The 17,136-nt window shown below is 62.3% G+C and carries 15 protein-coding genes; 9 read left to right on the top strand and 6 right to left on the bottom strand.

Annotated features, from left to right (window positions below; genetic code table 11):
• The first annotated feature begins 24 nt into the window (after positions 1 to 24).
• The gene (locus tag CEY11_RS18630; protein WP_088604900.1) at positions 25 to 828 is read left to right on the top strand and encodes a GntR family transcriptional regulator; all 804 of its coding nucleotides are present in this window, start codon (positions 25 to 27) and stop codon (positions 826 to 828) included.
• Positions 829 to 831: 3 nt separating this feature from the next.
• On the opposite strand, the gene CEY11_RS18625 is transcribed toward CEY11_RS18630, so the two are convergent.
• Positions 832 to 1,701 carry a LysR family transcriptional regulator gene (locus CEY11_RS18625; RefSeq protein WP_088604899.1) on the bottom strand — a complete coding sequence of 290 codons (870 nt, stop codon included), beginning with the start codon at positions 1,699 to 1,701 and terminating at the stop codon, positions 832 to 834.
• A gap of 401 nt (positions 1,702 to 2,102) precedes the next feature.
• Here CEY11_RS18625 and CEY11_RS18620 point away from each other — a divergent pair, with 401 nt between their 5' ends.
• Complete coding sequence (locus CEY11_RS18620; protein ID WP_088604898.1) at positions 2,103 to 2,528, top strand: VOC family protein; 426 nt, start codon at positions 2,103 to 2,105, stop codon at positions 2,526 to 2,528.
• Positions 2,529 to 2,640: 112 nt separating this feature from the next.
• Here CEY11_RS18620 and CEY11_RS18615 read toward each other — a convergent pair whose 3' ends face one another.
• The 3 genes from CEY11_RS18615 to CEY11_RS18605 all read right to left on the bottom strand — a co-directional run bounded on the left by CEY11_RS18615 (position 2,641) and on the right by CEY11_RS18605 (position 6,764).
• Complete coding sequence (locus CEY11_RS18615) at positions 2,641 to 4,602, bottom strand: PhoX family protein (RefSeq protein WP_088604897.1); 1,962 nt, start codon at positions 4,600 to 4,602, stop codon at positions 2,641 to 2,643.
• Positions 4,603 to 4,771: 169 nt separating this feature from the next.
• Complete coding sequence (locus CEY11_RS18610; RefSeq protein WP_088604896.1) at positions 4,772 to 5,725, bottom strand: amidohydrolase family protein; 954 nt, start codon at positions 5,723 to 5,725, stop codon at positions 4,772 to 4,774.
• A gap of 55 nt (positions 5,726 to 5,780) precedes the next feature.
• Positions 5,781 to 6,764, bottom strand: a complete 984-nt coding sequence (locus CEY11_RS18605) for a Bug family tripartite tricarboxylate transporter substrate binding protein (protein WP_088604895.1) — start codon at positions 6,762 to 6,764, stop codon at positions 5,781 to 5,783.
• A 69-nt stretch (positions 6,765 to 6,833) separates the two neighbouring features.
• Between CEY11_RS18605 and CEY11_RS18600 the strand changes: the two genes are divergently transcribed.
• Positions 6,834 to 7,883, top strand: a complete 1,050-nt coding sequence (locus CEY11_RS18600; protein ID WP_088604894.1) for a LysR family transcriptional regulator — start codon at positions 6,834 to 6,836, stop codon at positions 7,881 to 7,883.
• A 14-nt stretch (positions 7,884 to 7,897) separates the two neighbouring features.
• Here the strand turns inward: CEY11_RS18600 and CEY11_RS18595 are convergent, their stop codons facing one another.
• Together CEY11_RS18595 and CEY11_RS18590 are read right to left on the bottom strand one after the other, a co-directional pair.
• Complete coding sequence (locus tag CEY11_RS18595) at positions 7,898 to 8,926, bottom strand: P1 family peptidase (protein WP_233154962.1); 1,029 nt, start codon at positions 8,924 to 8,926, stop codon at positions 7,898 to 7,900.
• Between the two features lie 71 nt (positions 8,927 to 8,997).
• Positions 8,998 to 9,864, bottom strand: coding sequence for a MurR/RpiR family transcriptional regulator (locus CEY11_RS18590; RefSeq protein ID WP_088604893.1), 867 nt, complete (start codon positions 9,862 to 9,864; stop codon positions 8,998 to 9,000).
• Between the two features lie 136 nt (positions 9,865 to 10,000).
• On the opposite strand from CEY11_RS18590, the gene CEY11_RS18585 reads away from it, so the two are divergent.
• From CEY11_RS18585 to CEY11_RS18560, 6 genes are all read left to right on the top strand, one after another.
• A complete protein-coding gene (locus CEY11_RS18585) occupies positions 10,001 to 11,329 on the top strand; it encodes an aspartate aminotransferase family protein (RefSeq protein WP_088604892.1) in 1,329 nt (442 codons plus the stop codon).
• A gap of 340 nt (positions 11,330 to 11,669) precedes the next feature.
• Positions 11,670 to 13,295: an ABC transporter substrate-binding protein gene (locus CEY11_RS18580; RefSeq protein WP_143322924.1), complete on the top strand. Its 1,626-nt coding sequence runs from the start codon at positions 11,670 to 11,672 to the stop codon at positions 13,293 to 13,295.
• Positions 13,296 to 13,340: 45 nt separating this feature from the next.
• Positions 13,341 to 14,312, top strand: coding sequence for an ABC transporter permease (locus CEY11_RS18575; RefSeq protein WP_088604890.1), 972 nt, complete (start codon positions 13,341 to 13,343; stop codon positions 14,310 to 14,312).
• A gap of 12 nt (positions 14,313 to 14,324) precedes the next feature.
• The gene (locus CEY11_RS18570) at positions 14,325 to 15,185 is read left to right on the top strand and encodes an ABC transporter permease (protein ID WP_158215375.1); all 861 of its coding nucleotides are present in this window, start codon (positions 14,325 to 14,327) and stop codon (positions 15,183 to 15,185) included.
• The gene (locus CEY11_RS18565) at positions 15,182 to 16,249 is read left to right on the top strand and encodes an ABC transporter ATP-binding protein (protein WP_158215374.1); all 1,068 of its coding nucleotides are present in this window, start codon (positions 15,182 to 15,184) and stop codon (positions 16,247 to 16,249) included. The genes CEY11_RS18570 and CEY11_RS18565 overlap by 4 nt, the downstream gene beginning before the upstream one ends.
• A gap of 23 nt (positions 16,250 to 16,272) precedes the next feature.
• A complete protein-coding gene (locus tag CEY11_RS18560) occupies positions 16,273 to 17,091 on the top strand; it encodes an ABC transporter ATP-binding protein (RefSeq protein WP_158215373.1) in 819 nt (272 codons plus the stop codon).
• Positions 17,092 to 17,136 lie beyond the last annotated feature (45 nt).

Below are 17,136 nucleotides of genomic sequence, written 5' to 3'. Positions count from 1 at the left end.
ACGTGCCTGAGCCGTAAGGCTCGTGTGCATGACCTGATTTTCGAAGGCGCCGTTCCCGTAGCCCTGCTGCACAATGATTCGACGAAAAGGGGCGCCGGCCAGATGGAGGCTCTGATCTTGAATTATTCGCTGAAAGTCACTTCGTCTCCCAGTTTGCGCGAAAGGCTTGTTGCCCGGCTGCGGGAAGCCATTGCGCGCGGTCATTTCGTGCCGGGCGAGCGCCTGCGCGAGCGGGCTCTGTGCGAGTCGACGGGCGTGTCGCGCAGCTCTTTGCGGGAGGCTTTGCGCGAACTGGAAAGCGAGGGGCTGGTCACTTCGATACCCAACCGGGGCATTATCGTGTCTCGCATAGATCCCGACCTGGCGCGCTCGACCTTTGAATTGAGGGGCGCTCTGGAATCGCTGGCGGTCAGGTTGTTCGTATCGCGGGCCGGCCCGCAAGAGGTCGAAGCCCTGACGGCCGCATTCGCCGCCCTGCGCGGCGCGTACAAGAGCGGCGAGCCGGACAAGATATACGACAGCAAAAGAGCCTTCTATGACGCGCTGCTGAAAGGCGCGGCGAGCCCTTTGCTCGGCCCCCCGCTGAAGAGCATTCATGTACGCGTTTCGCAATTGCGTGCCGCGTCCCTGGCCCAGCCGTCGCGTTCGGCCGAATCCTTGCGTGAATTCGAGGCCTTGTTCGACGCCATCCGCCGCGGCGATGCGGATGGCGCCGAACGGGCATGCCGGCTGCATGTCGAGAATGCCGCCAAGGCTGCCCTGGAGGGGCTTGCGGGGCGCACGCTCGGCGAGCCCGGCGATACGGGGCTCAGGCTCGTGCGGCTATAGCCTTCATCGGGCAGCCTGGCGCTCCAGCAGTTGCACCAGGGCAAGGGCGGGCTCGGCCAGGGTTTGCTCGGCCCGGTGCACCAGCACGATATCCCTGTGGAAGGTATGTTGCGCGAGGTCGATGGCCCTGACTCCGGCGGGCCAGCGCCGGAAGGCCGCGGTTTGCGGCAGCAGCGCGATGCCTACGCCGTTGGCGACCAGCTTGACGATGGTTTCCAGCTCGTCGGCTTCGCATAGCTCGTGCGGCGTGAGGTGCATGCCGCGCAGGAAGCGGTCGACCTGCCGGCCGCCGAAGGATGTGCGCTCGTAGCGGATGAAAGGCTGGCTGGCCAGCAGCTCGGCCCAGTCGCTGCCCGGCACGCCGCGCGGTGTGATCAGGCGAAACGGCTCGCGCGCCAGCACCGTGCACTGCAGGTCGCTTTGCAGCGAGAATGGCGGCCGGATGATCGCGGCCATGTCGATTTCGCCCGCATCGACCAGGTTCACCAGCTCGATGGACAGGCCCGGAACGATGCGTGTGCGGCAGCCTGGGTAGCGCCGGTAGAAGCGTGCCAGCGCATCAGGCACCAGCGAGCGCTGCACCGAAGCGATGGCACCCAGGGTCACCAGGCCTCCGGGCGTGGTGCCGGCCTGTGCCGAACCAAGATGGCTGTAGAGGCGGACGAGCTCCTGAGCCTGTTCCAGGACTTGTCGGCCCGCTGTGCTGATACGCGCGGATCTGCCGGCGCGCTCGAACAGCGCCAGGCCCAGCTCGTTTTCCAGCCGCTGCATTTGCGCGCTGACCGCCGACTGCGTCAGCCCGATCTTGTTGCCTGCCGCGGCAAAGCTGCCTTCCTGGGCGACGGCGATGAAGGTCTTGAGCTCGCGGATCATTCAGCCATCACAAAATTCATCGGTGCATCGATTCATCGACTGGTCGACACGTCAATTCGTCGGCACTTCGGTTCGTCGGCACTTCGATTCGTCGACGCGTCAATTCACCGATCTCTCGATTTCTCATCGGCTTATCGATTCATCGGTTCATTAATTCGTCGACTCATCAATTAAATTTGTGCTTTATAGAAATATATATTGATTTTATTATTTTGTCGCCGGCTTTATGATGGCGGGCGACTGCAAGAGTTGCCCAGGAAGCGGTGATCCTTCCCGTCCGGCCCATGGGCCCTGCAGCGGCCCGCCGGCCTCGCCGCGGCACGATTCGCCTCCCGGATACAATCCTTGCATTTCCGAACTCCATCCTTAACCCCAGCCTATCCTCAACCCCAGAGTCCAGCATGAGCCTGTCCCCGTTCCATCTTGCCATCCCCGTTTACGATCTTGCTGCCGCCCGGCGCTTCTATGGCGAAGTGTTTGGCCTGGAAGAGGGCCGTTCCAGCACCCAGTGGGTGGATTTCGATTTCTATGGCCACCAGTTGGTGATCCACGAGCATCCCAAGACGGCCTCGCAGGATCACGCCCACACCAATCCCGTCGATGGCCACGAGGTGCCGGTGCCGCATTTCGGCATCGTGCTGCAATGGACGCAATGGGAAGCCCTGGCCGAGCGCCTGAAGTCGTTCGGCACCAAGTTCGTGATCGAACCCTATGTCCGTTTCAAGGGCCAGGTGGGCGAGCAGGCCACCATGTTCCTGCTCGACCCTTGTGGCAACGCCCTGGAGTTCAAGGCGTTCAAGGACATGGGCCAGCTTTTCGCGAAATAGCGAACTTGCCGACGCCGATGCAGGCGTGGCGGCGGCCACCTCGTGAATACTTGCCAACGGGGTTCGCCGCTAGCATCCGCAACCCCTGCGGATCGCAGAAAGCCGTTTCTGCTCAGGCTGGCTTCCCCGCCAAGGAGACTCCCGTCAGGTAGCCCACCGAAGCGGCGAACTTGTCCCGATAGTTTGCATCGATCAGGGGGTCGAGCTTCTCGTACACCACGGCATGCAGCCCGCCCTTGATCTTGCCGCTTTCTTTGTCCTTTTTCAGCTTCCAGTCGCCGGCGTGCTGGAAATTGCTCATTATGTAAGTCCAGCCGTTGATTTCATCCACGGCATGCAGGCCGGTGGCCTCCGCGCCGGCCGGCGTGGACAGCACGCGCGCCAGCTGGCGGGTATCCACGTTATAGGCCCACAGGAAATTGTTGACGTGCAGGCTGGTGTCCTCGCCGATGAACAGGGTGCGCAGCTTTTCTGAAAACTTGATGTTGTCGGGGTTGGCGATTCTGTCGGGGTCGGCCAGATTGCCCAAGGCGTCCGGCGCTTGCAGCATTTTTCCGATCAATGCGGCGGGGGCCGCCATATCCACGGGCACCCACTCGCTGGCGATGGGCTGGCCGCCGGCGTCTTTCTGGCCACCCTTCAGATTCAGCGCATAGACGGCTCCGGCTTCGGGCCCCTGCACCTTGATGCCGCCCGATCCGTTCAGCATCGAGGCAGTGATGTACGACATGGCGGAATAGGCGATTTTGTCGTGCGCATTGACGGTCGTGCCTTCCATTTTCGTAAAGCCCATGCTGGCGCCCTTCAATGCGGCGTATCGATGGGTTTCCAGGAAGGCCGCGGCTTTTTCCATGCCAGGTTTCAGCTTGATCCAGTTGGTTTTCCCCGAAAAGGGGATTTTGGTGAAACTGGCATCCTGCGGATCTTTGGTACGCACGTCGGCGATGTCGGCGATTTTCAGGCGATCCGCCAGAGCTTCTATTTCGGCGCTCGTGGCATGGCCCAGCCGGATCCAGCTCAAATCGGCTGAACCGGGGCCCTCGCCGCTGGTCTGGTGCCACTGGGCGGCGTAAAGCGTGCCGGCGGAAAGGTCGGCCGGCTTGTCGGCGATGAACATGAACAGGCCGCCGTTGGTGGCGTCGTCTCCCATCAGCGCCGTGCGCTTGTCCGGCATGACCTGAATCAGTTCATGCGAGATGCGGCCCAGGCAATAGTGCTTTTTGAGCGTGCCCGAGCCGTCAGGATGTACGGTGACTTCCGGCAGATGGCCGTAATGGTAGGGATTGGCCTTGGCCGAATCTCCATACAAGTTCTGGCTGAATGCGCGAAATGGCTTGTCGTGGTCGATGCTCAGCGCGTCGGGCTCATATTCTTCGCTGGACAAGTGCGTGTTCCAGGGCGACAGGCTGGCGCCACAGGTAATCCACAGTCCGTGTGCGCCCGAGGTATCCACGGTTCTGTATTGCACCAGGCTCAGGTGGCCGGTGGCCGGATCCTGATCCAGCGTCAGAATAGCGACCGGCGAAGGCATGGTGCCGTACATATCGTCGCCTTTCTGGTTCCGGCTCAGGTATTCGAACTGGACGACGGCGAATACCGGCTTGCCTTTTATGCCCTCGATTCTGGCATTTTCGACAGTCAGCAGCGACGTGCCGTCGGGGCAGTCTGAAAAAAACGGGCGTTCTTTGCCCGGAACCGACTTGTCGATGATGGGCTGAGCGTTGATGTCCAGGTAGCCGCCCGCCAGGATCCGGCCGCCTTTGCCGTCCGCCACCATATCGCCGGTCTTGAAGAAGGGCGTGTAGGCCAGTTTCACGTCCCGCGTGCCGCCGTCGCTGTAGCGGACTCTGAGCGTCGAGCCGACCGATGTCGTGGCCATGGCCGCCGGATCGTCCAGCGTGGGGGCGGGCATGCCGATGAACTGCGCCGCGACGTAGCCGGCTTTTGCGCCGGCGGCGTTTGCCGTGCCGGGTTTCGCCAACAGGCTAGAGGCGCCCAGGGTAAGGGGCAGCATAGGCGCGCCCGCAAGAAGTTTCAGCGCTTTGCGGCGCGGTAGTAGGGACTGATCCGGCATGGTTGCTCCGTGTGGCTATGAAATCAGCGCGTATCGTAGGGGGCAAACATGACAGTTTTAAGATGCCCGAGATAGCGGGAGCGCCGGCGCTTCGCCGTCGAGCGCCGTATCGTGGCAACTTCGGTGTCTTGCGGCAATGGGCGCAATGAGGGTGTCCTAAGCCCCCACACTAAGAATTGAAGTCGTATAGGCGGGCGGGGTTGTCCACCAGGATTGCCTGTGCTTCTGTTGCGCTGACCCAGGAGCGGAAAGCCGCCAGTTGCCGGCCATCGTCGATGGGGTGTAACGGTTCACATGCGTCGACGGATCTCGGCTTGCCGGGCCAGGGCCCGGTGTGTGGCCAGTCGGTACCCCACAACATCCGATCCAGGCGTGTGTCGATCAACGCCCGGGCGATATCTCGTGCTGCCTCGGGCGGGCGGCCATCCTTCCACGTGGTCAGGCGGTAAGGCGCGGAAAGCTTCACGTACACATTGCCGGCAGCAACGATTTCCAGCAGATTTTCAAACCCCGCCTGTCCGGTGCCGGCCACAGCGCTGGCGAGAGCGTAGTGGTCGATGACTACGGGAATTGGGCAGTGAGCCAGCGCATCGGCCATGGCAGCGATCACGGCCAGATTGGTATAGATTTGTATGTGCCAGCCCAAATCGGCTACTTGCGCCACGGTGCGCGCCAGAGCCTGGCGCCCCGCCTCTGGGTCGCATTGACCATACGATTGCAGATTGATGCGGGCTCCGCGTACGCCCGCCGTGTGCAGTTCATGCAATTCCGCCGCACTAGCGTCCGATGCCGGGACGGCGACTCCGCGCGCGGCATGGCCGGCTGCATTTAATTGATTCAATGCGTCGATGGTGCAGCGGTTGTCGATTCCTTGTGGGCTGGCCTGGATGATGACCGTCCGATCGATGCCCAAGGCCTCGTGCAATGCCAATAAGTCGTCGACCGAGGCTGGACTGGGCATGAACACGCGGTTTGCGGCCAGAGGGTACTTGTCGTAAGGGCCGAAGATATGTACATGGCAATCGCAGGCGCCCTGAGGAATGGCGGCGGGAACGATGCTATGCGTGACGCCGAGAACGGTACGGTCGCCGGTGCTGCCGATGTTGCTGTCGTTGTTGCTCATTGCGGTAAATCTCTGGTGTGTCTCTGGTGTGCCGTCGAGTGGGGCAGGGTGTGGGTCAATGGGCGCCCTTGAGGCCGGCTTTCTCGATTACTTTGATCCATTTTTCGCGATCGGCCATGTAGTAGCGGGTGAATGCGGCAGGGCTGTCGTCGGACAATGCATAGCCTTGGGCCTCCAGCTTTTGTCGCACATCGGGCAGGTGCAGTACGCGGCGGACTTCTGCGTTGATCCGATCGATGGCTTGCTGCGGGGTTCCTGCCGGAGCCAGCAAGCCGAGCCACGTTGCCACTTCGTAGCCCTTGAGCCCGGCATCGGCGACAGTCGGCAGTTCCGGTGCGAAGGCGGCTGGTTGGGTACTGGTCACGGCCAGTGCCCGCAGGCGTTTGTCTGAGAGATGGCGCAGCGCCGTGGATGCGTTGGCAAACATGAAGGGCAGGCGTCCGGCCAGCATTTCGGTGATGCAGGCTTGCTCGCCCGCGTAAGGAATGCTGTTGAGCTGGATGTCGGCCATTTGGGCAAAGAGCACCGCCGCCATGTAGGGTGAGGTGCCAACGCCCCCCGAGCAGAAGTCGATGTGGCCGGGCGCCGCCTTGGCCTGCGCAATCAACTCCGGAACCGTATTGGCTTTCAGCTTGGGGCCGGCCAGCAGCACCTGCGGGGCGCTGCCGATCAGGGCGACGCCGGTGAAGTCTTTGACGGGATCGAACCTCGTGACGTTTTGCAGGACGGGGGCGACAGCAACTGTAGTCTGGCTCGCCAACAAGAGGGTATTTCCGTCGGGCTGCGAATGGGCGACATACTGCGCTGCGATCATGGTAGCCGCACCATTCTTGTTCATGATAATGATGCCGCGCCCGTCGACTTGCATGTGCTGGGCGACGATGCGCGCCACTGTGTCGGGAGCTCCCCCCGGCGGGGCGCCGATCACGATGCGGATGGGGCCTGCGGCCTCGCCTGACTCGGCTTTGCCGGATGCACTCAGGGTGCTGGCAAGCACTCCGCACAAAATAAGAGAAAACAGCTTGAGGTGTTGACTCATGATTTTTCGCCATATTGGAGGTTGGTAGCGGCGCGCAGCAAGGCCTGGTCGGGCAGAGCCGCGGGCGGTATGTTTCGGCGCGCATCCGTATGGTTAGTATCTGGCAAGCCGTTTAATACGGTCAAATATATTAGTTGGCTGTATTCATACATTAATATGTATGAAATGGAGGTGCAGGTAATTCGGAGGAGAATGGGCGTGCCAATGAACAAGCGCGAAATGTCTTTGTTCGAAGCAGTCGGCCGTACGGGCTCCGTGACCTTGGCTGCGGCAGCCACGAATATGTCGCAGCCGGCCGCGAGCGCCATGTTGAAGGGGCTGGAAAGCAAGCTGGGGTTTGCGTTGTTCACGCGCGAAAAGCGGCGTTTGGCGTTGACGGATGAGGCTCGCATATTGCTGCCCGAGATCGTCAATGCGTTGGTGGCGTTAGACAATGCCGAGCGTGTGGCCGCCAGTATGCGCGGGTATGTACGCACGCGGCAGGGGCTGGAAGTAGGGGCCGTCGCCGCTGTTGGCGCAAGTGTGCTTCCGGGCGCTATTGCGTGGCTCAAGCAGCAAAGCCCTGCAGTTCGCGTGGCGGTACGCACTGATATGACCTTGGGTGTAGTCGGGCTGGCGGCGGATCAGCGTATCGACGTCGGTGTCGTTATCGGTTCCGCGGCCTGGCCCAACGTCGGGCAGAAGACGCTGGCGCGCCTGGCCATACACGCAGTACTGAGACCCGATCATCCGCTTGCGTCGCGCACGTCGCTGGTACTCGCCGATTTCGAGTCCATTCCGTATATTTCCCTGAGCCGCCACCTGCAGATCGGCGCGCTGACCGCACGGCAGTTCGAGGCCGCACGCCTGCCTTTCGTACCGGAGATAGAAGTCAGCCAGTATTCCGTCGCCTGTGCCTTCGCAGAGCGTGGACTTGGCGTGGCGATCCTTGACAGCATGAGCAGCATTTATGCTCGGCGCCACGGTTTGTGTGTATTGCCGATCGAATGCGCCGGGTTCTTGCAGCTGGATATTGTTTGGCCCTTGAACCGGGGTTTGGGGCGCGCGGCAAGACAGCTGGAAGAAGGCCTGCTACGGGAACTGCGCCAGACTGGGTTTGGCCAAGGTACGCGGGCCTGAAAAGCGGCTGCGCTTCAGACCCGCCAGTCCCGATGGCAGGGCAGCCCGGGCAGGCTGTCGGCCTGCATGGCGGCGCGCACGGTAGCGGCGGCCACGGTCTCTGCGGCCACCGTGCCCAGCAGGCCCACGGACAAAGACGTTTGGCTGCGTGCGGTGCTGACGGCGAACAGGGTGTCGCCGTCCAGCGGAGTGTGTATGGGGTTGATCGTGCGGGCCAGGCCGTCGTGGCCCATCTGCGCCACTTTCTGCAGCTGCGCCTTGTCCAGCGGCGCGTTGGTGAGTATGGCGCCTATGGTGGTATTGCTGGCGAACAGATGCTGCATGCCGGACTCGGCGGCTTCGATCATGCTGCGGGTGGTGTGCAGGAACCGGCCGCGTTCGTCGGCGCGGGCGCCGGCTAGTATCTCGGGGCTTTGCGCCGCGTAGATGTCGCCCACCGGGTTGGCCGCCACTACGGCGATCACGACCACGTCGGTGCCGGGCACCACGCAGGCCATCATGCCTATGCCCGATCGCATGGCGCGATCCATGCCGAATAGTTTGCCCGCGGTTGCGCCGGCGCCGGCGCCCATCGAGCCGTCCTGTACTTCCGCCAGCGTTGCGGCGCGCTGGCAGGCGCGGTAGCCGGATTGCGCGTCCGGGTATGCCTCGGCCTCGCCCACTTCCAGGTCGTACAGCACCGCGGCCGGCACGATGGGGATGACGCGGTGGCCGAGCTGGAAGCCGATGCGCCGTTCGGCCAGCCAGCGCATCACGCCGCCGGCCGTGTCCAGGCCGTAGGCGCTGCCGCCCGACAGCACCAGGCCGTGGATGCTCGATACTGTATTGACGGGCTCGAGCAGGGCGATTTCACGCGTGCCCGGCGCGCCGCCGCGCACGTCCGCCGAGGCGCACACCCCGTGCTTGAACAGGAATACGGTGCAGCCGGTAGGGCGGCGCGTATCGGTGTCGTGGCCGATGGCCACGCCGTCGAAGCCCGCAAGCAGGGCGGGGTGTTCGGCCGCCAGGGCGGCCAGCGGCATCATGTATTCGTGCGTGTTCATGTGGCTTTCCTTTTTCATGTCCGCGGCTTCCCCGAGCCGCTGCCGTTTTTTTCTTTGCGCCGCGGCCGCTGTTAAAGATAAGCCTTGCTGGCGCGCAGCCTGGTTTCGGTGCGTGCCAATTGGCCGATTGCCTCTTCCCCGCCCCGCACGAGCAGTTGTTGGGCCAGCATCTCGACCAGGGCATGCAGGGCCACCGTCGAGGGAATGAAAGAGTTTCCCTGGGTGGGAAATGTCATGACGTCGTCGGCTTTCAAGGCAATCGGGGCGAGCTGGCTGTCGCACAGGGTGATGATGTGGCAGCCGGCTTCGTAGGCGGCGTTGGCGACGACGGAAATTTCACGTGAATATGGGTCGTAGCTGATCAGCACCACCGTGTCGTCGCTATGCAGATGGTGCAGATCCATATCCATCGTGCCCCCCGTGTTATGAAGCAGATGCACGTCGGAGCGGAAAAGATTGCACAGATACCGCAGGTTGAAGGCCGCGGGATAACAAGAGCGAAAGCCCGCGACCAGAATGCGCTTGGCCTTTCGCAACTGCTCCACTACTTGGGTCATGGTCTTCTGGTTCGCCAGGCTGAGGGCATTGAGGTTGCGGCTGTGCTGCGCGATGGCCGTTTCCCACACCGCCTGGATGGTTTCGGGACGCTGAACCAGCGACTGGGCCCGGGCGGCGTAGCTGCCCGGGGGCAGCTGAAAGTCGCGCGTGAACACCGACTTCATGGCGTCCCAGCCGTCGTAGCCGAGGTGCTGGGCCAGGCGCACCAGTGTTGCGGGCTGGACTTGCGCCAGGACAGCCAATTTGCGAGCCGAGAGTGTCGAGACCTGAATCGGGTGGTCGATGAGGTAGCGTGCACCCGCCTGGAATTGCGGGCTCAGATCCTCATAGCAGGACTTTATTCTGTGGATCAGCTCGTCAAGAGTGTGTGGCGCTGGCATGACAGTTTTATGAGAAATGCGTGGATTCCACGAATAGGGATTGATTTATACGTTTCATTTGATATGATGAATGAAACGTATGTTGCTTGTCCATCATTCTTTCTGTTGCTTGCCACAATAACCCAATATCTACATCATGACTCATGTGTTTCATCGCAACCCGCAGCACGCGCTGAATTGCGCGGTGCGCGGGCAGGGTATTTCCTTGTTTGATGCCCAAGGCCGCCAATACCTGGATGCTTCCGGGGGGGCGGCGGTATCGTGCCTGGGGCACGGCCATCCCGACGTGATCGCAGCCGTCAAGACCCAGATCGACCAGCTGGAATACGCCCATTCGTCGTTCTTCACGAACCAGCCCTGTGAAGATCTGGCCGATTTCCTGGTGGCGCGCGCGCCGGGCGATCTGGATCGCGTGTATTTCGTCTCGGGAGGCTCCGAAGCGATGGAGGCTGCGCTGAAGCTGGCCCGCCAGTATTTCGTCGAGCGTGGCGAACTGCAGCGCAGTTGCTTCATTGCCCGGCGCCAGAGCTATCACGGCAACACGCTCGGGGCGCTGGCCATCGGCGGCAATGAGGCCCGCCGCGAGCCGTTCCTGCCGCTGCTGGTGCCTGCGCATCATGTGTCTCCCTGCTATGCCTATCGCGACCAGCGCGCCGATGAGGCCGAGGAACAATATGCGGCCCGGCTGGCGGACGAGCTCGAGCGCAAGATCCAGGAGGTCGGCGCCGATCGGGTGGCCGCCTTCGTGGCGGAAACCGTAGTGGGCTCCACGGCCGGCGCGCTACCGCCTGTGCGTACGTACTTCCAGCGCATCCGCGAAGTTTGCGATCGGTACGGAGTGCTGCTCATTTTGGACGAGGTGATGTGCGGCATGGGACGCACGGGTCATTTGTTTGCCTGCGAGGAAGACGGCATTGCGCCGGACATACTGGCCATTGCCAAGGGGCTCGGCGGGGGTTATCAGCCCATCGGCGCCATGGTGGCCAGCCGCCGCATCTATGACACCATCTGCGGCGGCAGTGGCTTTTTCCAGCACGGGCATACTTACATGGCTCATGCCACGGCCTGCGCGGCAGCGCTGGCGGTGCAGCGGGTGATCGAGCGCGATGGCCTGCTTGCGAACGTGCAGGCTCGCGGCGAACAGCTGCGGGCGCGTCTGCGCGAGGTTTTTGCCGACCATCCGAACGTGGGCGAAGTGCGGGGCAGGGGCTTGTTCGTCGGGGTGGAGTTCGTGCGCGATCGGGCGGACAAATCGCCGCTGGATCCCGCGCTCAAGACCCATGCCCGCCTGAAGCGCCAGGCGCTGGAAAACGGCCTGATGACTTACCCCATGGGCGGGACTGTCGATGGCGAACATGGCGACCATGTATTGCTGGCGCCGCCCTTCATCTGCAGCGCGGGAGAGATCGAAGAGATCGTTGCCCGGCTGGATCGAACCGTGCGCCAGGTATTGCCGGCAGCGTAAGCGGGGGGATTCCCGCTGTTCGACAACGTTCGTGAATGGATATCCGCTGCGCCCGAAAAGGCGCGGCCAGCCGCCATGGTTGCGGTCTGCGGCAGGGCGCTGTGGTTTCTGGAAGCCTGCGCAGATTCCTGCTCGAGCCTATGGGCTCCGGTTTTGGCTGGTGTTTACCCTGAAGATACATATGTTGTGTATAAATTGATATTGTCAACGTTTGATTCTTCAGATAACATGATTTTCTCAGCAGTCGTGTGTCGGTTCCGGTGCTGTTTTCTGCGGGGTTCGCCTGGAGCCATCAAGAAAGAACTGCGAAGAACGAGATAGGTACAACGGAGATATTCAATTGCAATCCCACCATTCAGCCCCCGGCAAATCTTTGTTTCGCGGCCACAAGGCAGCCCTTGCGCTCGCCGCGGCCGCATTCCTCAGCCATTTCACCAGTGCAGCGGCCAAAGAGCCGGCCTGCCCCAAGGGCACGACGAGTGCCGCCTGCACCCTGACTGTTGCAACCGACGCGGAGCCCTCGACCTTCGACTGGATGGCGTCCACCCAGGGCTCCACCCAGATCGCCGGCGTCCAGGTGTTCGAAACCCTGTACACGGTCGATTCAAGCTATTCACCCGTTCCCATGCTGGCCGCGGGCATGCCGCAGATCGGTGATGCGGGCCGCACGTACACCATTCCGCTGCGCTCTGGCGTCAAATTCCAGGACGGAACGCCGATGACGGCCTCCGACGTGGTTGCATCGCTCCAGCGCTGGGGCCAAGTGTCTCCCATCGGCGAGGCCATGTGGGCCAATGTCGCGCAGATCTCGGCGCCTACGCCGCTGTCGGTGAAGATCGAGCTCAAGCAGCCCTACGATGTGGTGCGCACACTGGCGGTACCGATCGCGCCGGCCATCATCATGCCCAAGGCCATCGTCGACAAGTACGGCAAGTCCAGCATCAATGACGTCAAAGACCTGATCGGCACCGGGCCTTACCGGCTGACGGCGTGGCATCGGGGGCAGAACTATGTCCTGAATCGCTACGACGGCTACAGTTCCGTCGATGCGAAGCCCAGCGGTCTCGCGGGCAGGAAGGCCGCGAGCTTCAGCAAGGTGGTCGTGTCCTTCGTCCCCGACAGCAACACCCGGCTGCAGAGTGCCATCGGCGGCCAGTACAAGGCCATTCTCAATTTGCCGGCCGACCTGTATGCCCAGGTCAAGACGGCGGCGAGCCTGAAGCCCCAGATCATCCGGCCTTACTACGCGCAGTTCCTGTTGCTCAATACCTCCAAGCCGCCGTTCGACAACGTCAAGGTGCGGCGTGCCGCCGCGCTGGCCATCAACCAGAGCGCCTTGGGCCAGCTCGCGTACGGTGATCCCGAGCTTTACCAGCTTTCGCCCGGCATCTATCCAAAAGGCATGGGCGTACTGACCAGCGGCGTGGGCGCCGACAGCTACGACCATCCGGATCTGAAGAAGGCCAAGCAGTTGCTGAGCGAAGCCGGCTATCACGGCGAGCCTGTCGTCTTGATGACTTCGACCGCCATTTCATGGATCTACAACGCGTCGATAGTGCTGCAAAGCCAGCTGACCGCCGCCGGCTTCAACGTCAAAATGAAAGTCATGGACTGGGCCACCATGAATGCCCACTACAAGCAGACAAAGACCTGGGACATGTTCAGCACCGGCTTCGGCCTGGGCTACATCCTGCCGACTTCCAATCTGCTTCTGACCGGCCACTTCCCCTTCGACGGCTGGTATGGCAAGGGCAAAGTGGCCAAGCTGCTGGCCGACTGGAATACTGCCGGCAACGACAGCAAGAAGCAGTCCGAAGTCATGAACGAGATTCAGGCCCAGTTCTATCGGGACGTGCCCGCGGTCAAGATTGCGGATATCGCCAGCCTCAACGCCTTTGTCCCGTCGGTGGATGTGTCGGCCATGTCGTTCTATCAACCCACGTGGTGGAATGCCAAGGTTCGTTGATTCGGGGGGAACTTGCATGAGCGCTGCGCTTGATAAGGATGCCACATGGCGAGCCGGCAGAATTCGATAACCCGTTATCTGGCATATCGCGTCACGGCGGTGATTCCGGTCATCGTCGTGATCGGGCTCCTGACCTTCACCCTGTCGCGCCTGGCGCCGGGCAACCCGATCGAGCTCATGCTGGGGGACGGCGCGAGCCAACAACAGGTCGCCGAACTCGAAGCCCAGTGGGGCCTGCGCGGATCCCTGGGAAGCCAGCTCTGGCACTGGTGCGCGAACATGCTGCACGGCAACTTCGGGAAGTCGATCTTCTTCGATGCGCCCGTCGGCCATGTCATTGTGCAGCATATTTGGCCGACCCTGAGCATTTCAGGGCTGGCTCTCGTCATCATGATCGCAATCGGAATCCCGCTAGGCTTGATTGCAGGGCATCGGCGCGACACGGTGCAAGACAAATTCCTGATGTCGCTCAGTTTCCTGGGCATGTCGCTGCCCGAGTTCTGGGTGGGGATGGTGCTGGTGCTGATTTTTGCCGTGCATCTCGGACTGCTGCCCGTGTCCGGGTACGTTGCGCCCGACGTGTCGCTCAGCGGGTGGCTGCATTCCATTCTGCTGCCCGGCATCGCCCTGGCAGTCGATCAGCTCGCCCTGGTAGCGCGCATTGTGCGCGATTCAGTCATATCCACCAGCGAAGAGCCCTGGGTTACGTCTCTGTATGCGCGCGGCCTGAAGCCGCGTACCATCCTGTTCAGGCATCAGCTCAAGAGCTCGCTGGTGGCGGCGATCACTGTCATCGGCAACGCGTTCGCCGGCTTCATCACGGCTGCCGTGGTGGTCGAGATCGTCTTCAATATCCCGGGCTTCGGTTGGCTGATCACGCAGGCGGCGCAACGTCGGGACTATCCGCTATTGCAGGGTGCGGTGCTGTTGGCCGCCGTTTCTTATGTAGTCGTGAATCTGTTGGTCGACATGCTGTACGCGGCGATTGACCCGAGGATACGCGACGCAGGTGCTTGAGTGGTAATGCCAATGAAATCTGCTGTCATGGTGTCGAAAAAAACAAGCCCGCGCCGCTCCAGGGGCCCCGATGTCTCGGTCGTACTGGCGTTCGTCGCCTTGGCCGCCATTCTGGCCGCGGTGGTGCTGGGCGATGTCATTACGCGGTATGGCGCCACCACGCCTATTCTAGGCGCGCGCCTGCAACCGCCTTCGCTGGCCCATTTCTTCGGTACCGACAACTTTGCCCGGGATGTCTTCGACCGGGCGATTGTGGGCGCGAGAACTTCGATCATCATCGGGCTGGGTACGGCCATCGTCAGCAGTGTGCTCGGGGGCGCATGCGGCATTCTGGTCGCAGTCTGGAGGGGGCTCGACAACTTCGTCATGCGCATACTGGATGGCTTCATTGCTTTCCCTCCGATCATTCTCGCCATCCTGATCATCGCCACCTTCGGCGGCGGATATTGGCAGGTCATCTTCGCGCTTTCGGTGGTTTTCTTTCCCAGAATCGCCCGGGTGACACGCGGCGTCTCTCTCGGGGTCACTTCAGCGCCCTTCGTCGAGGCCGTGAAAGTGATGGGAGGGCCGCGCTGGCGCGCCGCCGTCCGGCATGTGATGCCCAATACCATAGGCCCGATTGCCGTCCAGGCGACCTACGTCATGGCCCGCGCCATCGTGATCGATGCCGGCCTGAGCTTTCTGGGCCTGAGCGTTCCGCCGCCAACGCCGTCGTGGGGCAATATGCTCGGGGAAGGGCGGCTGTACATTACCCAGGCGTGGTGGTTGACGATCGCCCCCGGGCTTTGCATCGCCGTTACTGCCATGGCGGTCAACATCATTGGCGACTGGCTGCGAGACAAGAGCGATGTCATCACTGGAGGAAAGCGGTGAGTCCGGCTTCTTGCGTAGCCGCGGCAGCCGATCATTCCTGCGGCCAGCCCGGCCCCACCCGCCAGGTCGATGCGCTCGTGGCCGTCGACGGGCTGACTCTCGCCACCTGGAATGAGCGCGGAGAGGAAATCCGCCTGCTCGATGATCTGTCACTCTCCTTGCGGCGCGGCGAGGCGCTGGGCATCATCGGCGAGTCGGGCTCCGGCAAGTCGCTGCTGGTGCGTTCCATTTTCGGCCTGCTGCCCAAGGGCGTGCATGTCGCCGGAGGCGCCATCCAGGTGGACGACACCGAGATCACGAGTGCGGGCGCGGCGCAGCTGCAGGCGCTGCGCGGATCGCGCATGGGTATGGTGTTCCAGGATTCCATCGGCAGCCTGGATCCCCTGTTCAAGATAGGTTCGCAGCTCGTCGAAGCCATCCGGTCGCGCCGTCGCATGCCGCAACGCCAGGCTTTGCAAGAAGGCCTGAAACTGCTGGCCGATGTGGGCATCACCGACCCGAACCGAGTGGCGCACTCTTATCCGCACGAACTGTCGGGCGGCATGGCCCAGCGGGTGGCCATCGCCATTGCCATCTGCAACTCGCCGTCGCTGCTCATCGCGGACGAGGCGACGACCGCGCTGGACGTCACCATACAGGCACAGGTAATAGAGCTGATAAAACGCGTGCAGAGCGAGCGCCATTGCGCCATCATTTTCGTCAGCCACAATCTCGCGGCCGTGGCGGGGCTGGTGGATCGGGTCGTGGTCATGTATGCGGGCCGGATCGTCGAGATCGGCTCCACCCGGGATGTGCTGCTGGCGCCGCGCCATCCCTATACCGCGGCGCTGCTGAAAAGCCGGCCGCAGCTAGGGGAAAGGAATGCGCAGCGCTTCTATCTGCCCGGCAACGTGCCCGCGCCCGGCCAATGGCCCGACGGCTGCCGGTTCAGTCCCAGGTGCACCCTCAGCAGGGGGCGTGAACTTTGCAGCTCCGTCCAGCCGGCCCTGGATCCGCTCGCCAGTCACGGCAGCGCCTGCCATTTCCGGGACGAGATGGTGCGGCCCGATGACGCCCTCCGATAGATGCGATGGCTAGAGGTGACATCTTGTTTGAAACAGCACAGTCCGATTCTCCTGTCATTTCGATCCGCGATCTGAAGAAATCGTTCAGATCGCGAAAATCCGGCTGGCTGGGCGCCAGACGCGAAGGCGTCCTGGCCTTGAAGGGGGTAGATCTGGATCTGCATCGCGGCGAATGGCTGGGCCTGGTCGGAGAATCGGGCTCCGGCAAGACGACGCTGGCGCGCATCGCGGTCGGGCTCGAGGCCCCCACCTCGGGTACCGTAAAAATCTGCGGCATCGATGTTGCTTCGATCAAAAACCGCGACAGGCCCGACTTCGCGCGCAAGATCCAGTTCGTCTACCAGAATTCTTTCGGCGCTCTCGACCCGCGGATGACGGCGGCCGAACTGGTCGCCGAGCCGCTCATCATCCATCGCCGCCAGTACGCGGCAATGAACCTGGACGAGAAGGTGGCGCAGTTGCTGAACGACGTCGGCCTGGAATCTTCCATTGCCGGCCGCAGGCCGCGCCAGCTGTCGGGCGGCCAGTGCCAGCGCCTGAGCCTGGCGCGCGCGCTGGCCCTGTCGCCGGAAGTTCTGGTGATGGACGAACCGACGTCGGCACTGGACGTCACGGTGCAGGCCCAGGTGATCGCGCTGCTCGATCGCATCAGCGCGCAGAAGAAGCTCAGCGTGCTGGTGATATCCCATGACCTGGCTCTAGTGTCGCAGATCTGCCATCGAACCGCGGTGATGTATCTCGGTGAAATCGTCGAGGTGGGGCCGACCGACCAGATTGTTCATCATCCGGCACATTCCTATACCCGGAAACTCATCAACGCCGTGCCGCGCATAGCCGCGTAGCGCGCTGCGTTCAACTATGGCTTTGTAGAATCCTTACTTCGATCG

It is taken from the genome of Candidimonas nitroreducens (assembly GCF_002209565.1).
GTDB classification, from domain to species: domain Bacteria; phylum Pseudomonadota; class Gammaproteobacteria; order Burkholderiales; family Burkholderiaceae_B; genus Candidimonas; species Candidimonas nitroreducens.
This window is presented reverse-complemented; position numbering and strand designations above follow the sequence as displayed.

Bases quoted from the DNA above. Each gene is read 5' to 3' on its own strand.
- CEY11_RS18625 (WP_088604899.1), bottom strand. From the start codon at position 1,701: ATGATCCGCGAGCTCAAGACCTTCATCGCCGTCGCCCAGGAAGGCAGC.
- CEY11_RS18620 (WP_088604898.1), top strand. From the start codon at position 2,103: ATGAGCCTGTCCCCGTTCCATCTTGCCATCCCCGTTTACGATCTTGCT.
- CEY11_RS18615 (WP_088604897.1), bottom strand. From the start codon at position 4,602: ATGCCGGATCAGTCCCTACTACCGCGCCGCAAAGCGCTGAAACTTCTT.
- CEY11_RS18610 (WP_088604896.1), bottom strand. From the start codon at position 5,725: ATGAGCAACAACGACAGCAACATCGGCAGCACCGGCGACCGTACCGTT.
- CEY11_RS18605 (WP_088604895.1), bottom strand. From the start codon at position 6,764: ATGAGTCAACACCTCAAGCTGTTTTCTCTTATTTTGTGCGGAGTGCTT.
- CEY11_RS18600 (WP_088604894.1), top strand. From the start codon at position 6,834: ATGTTTCGGCGCGCATCCGTATGGTTAGTATCTGGCAAGCCGTTTAAT.
- CEY11_RS18595 (WP_233154962.1), bottom strand. From the start codon at position 8,926: ATGAACACGCACGAATACATGATGCCGCTGGCCGCCCTGGCGGCCGAA.
- CEY11_RS18590 (WP_088604893.1), bottom strand. From the start codon at position 9,864: ATGCCAGCGCCACACACTCTTGACGAGCTGATCCACAGAATAAAGTCC.
- CEY11_RS18585 (WP_088604892.1), top strand. From the start codon at position 10,001: ATGACTCATGTGTTTCATCGCAACCCGCAGCACGCGCTGAATTGCGCG.
- CEY11_RS18575 (WP_088604890.1), top strand. From the start codon at position 13,341: ATGGCGAGCCGGCAGAATTCGATAACCCGTTATCTGGCATATCGCGTC.
- CEY11_RS18570 (WP_158215375.1), top strand. From the start codon at position 14,325: ATGAAATCTGCTGTCATGGTGTCGAAAAAAACAAGCCCGCGCCGCTCC.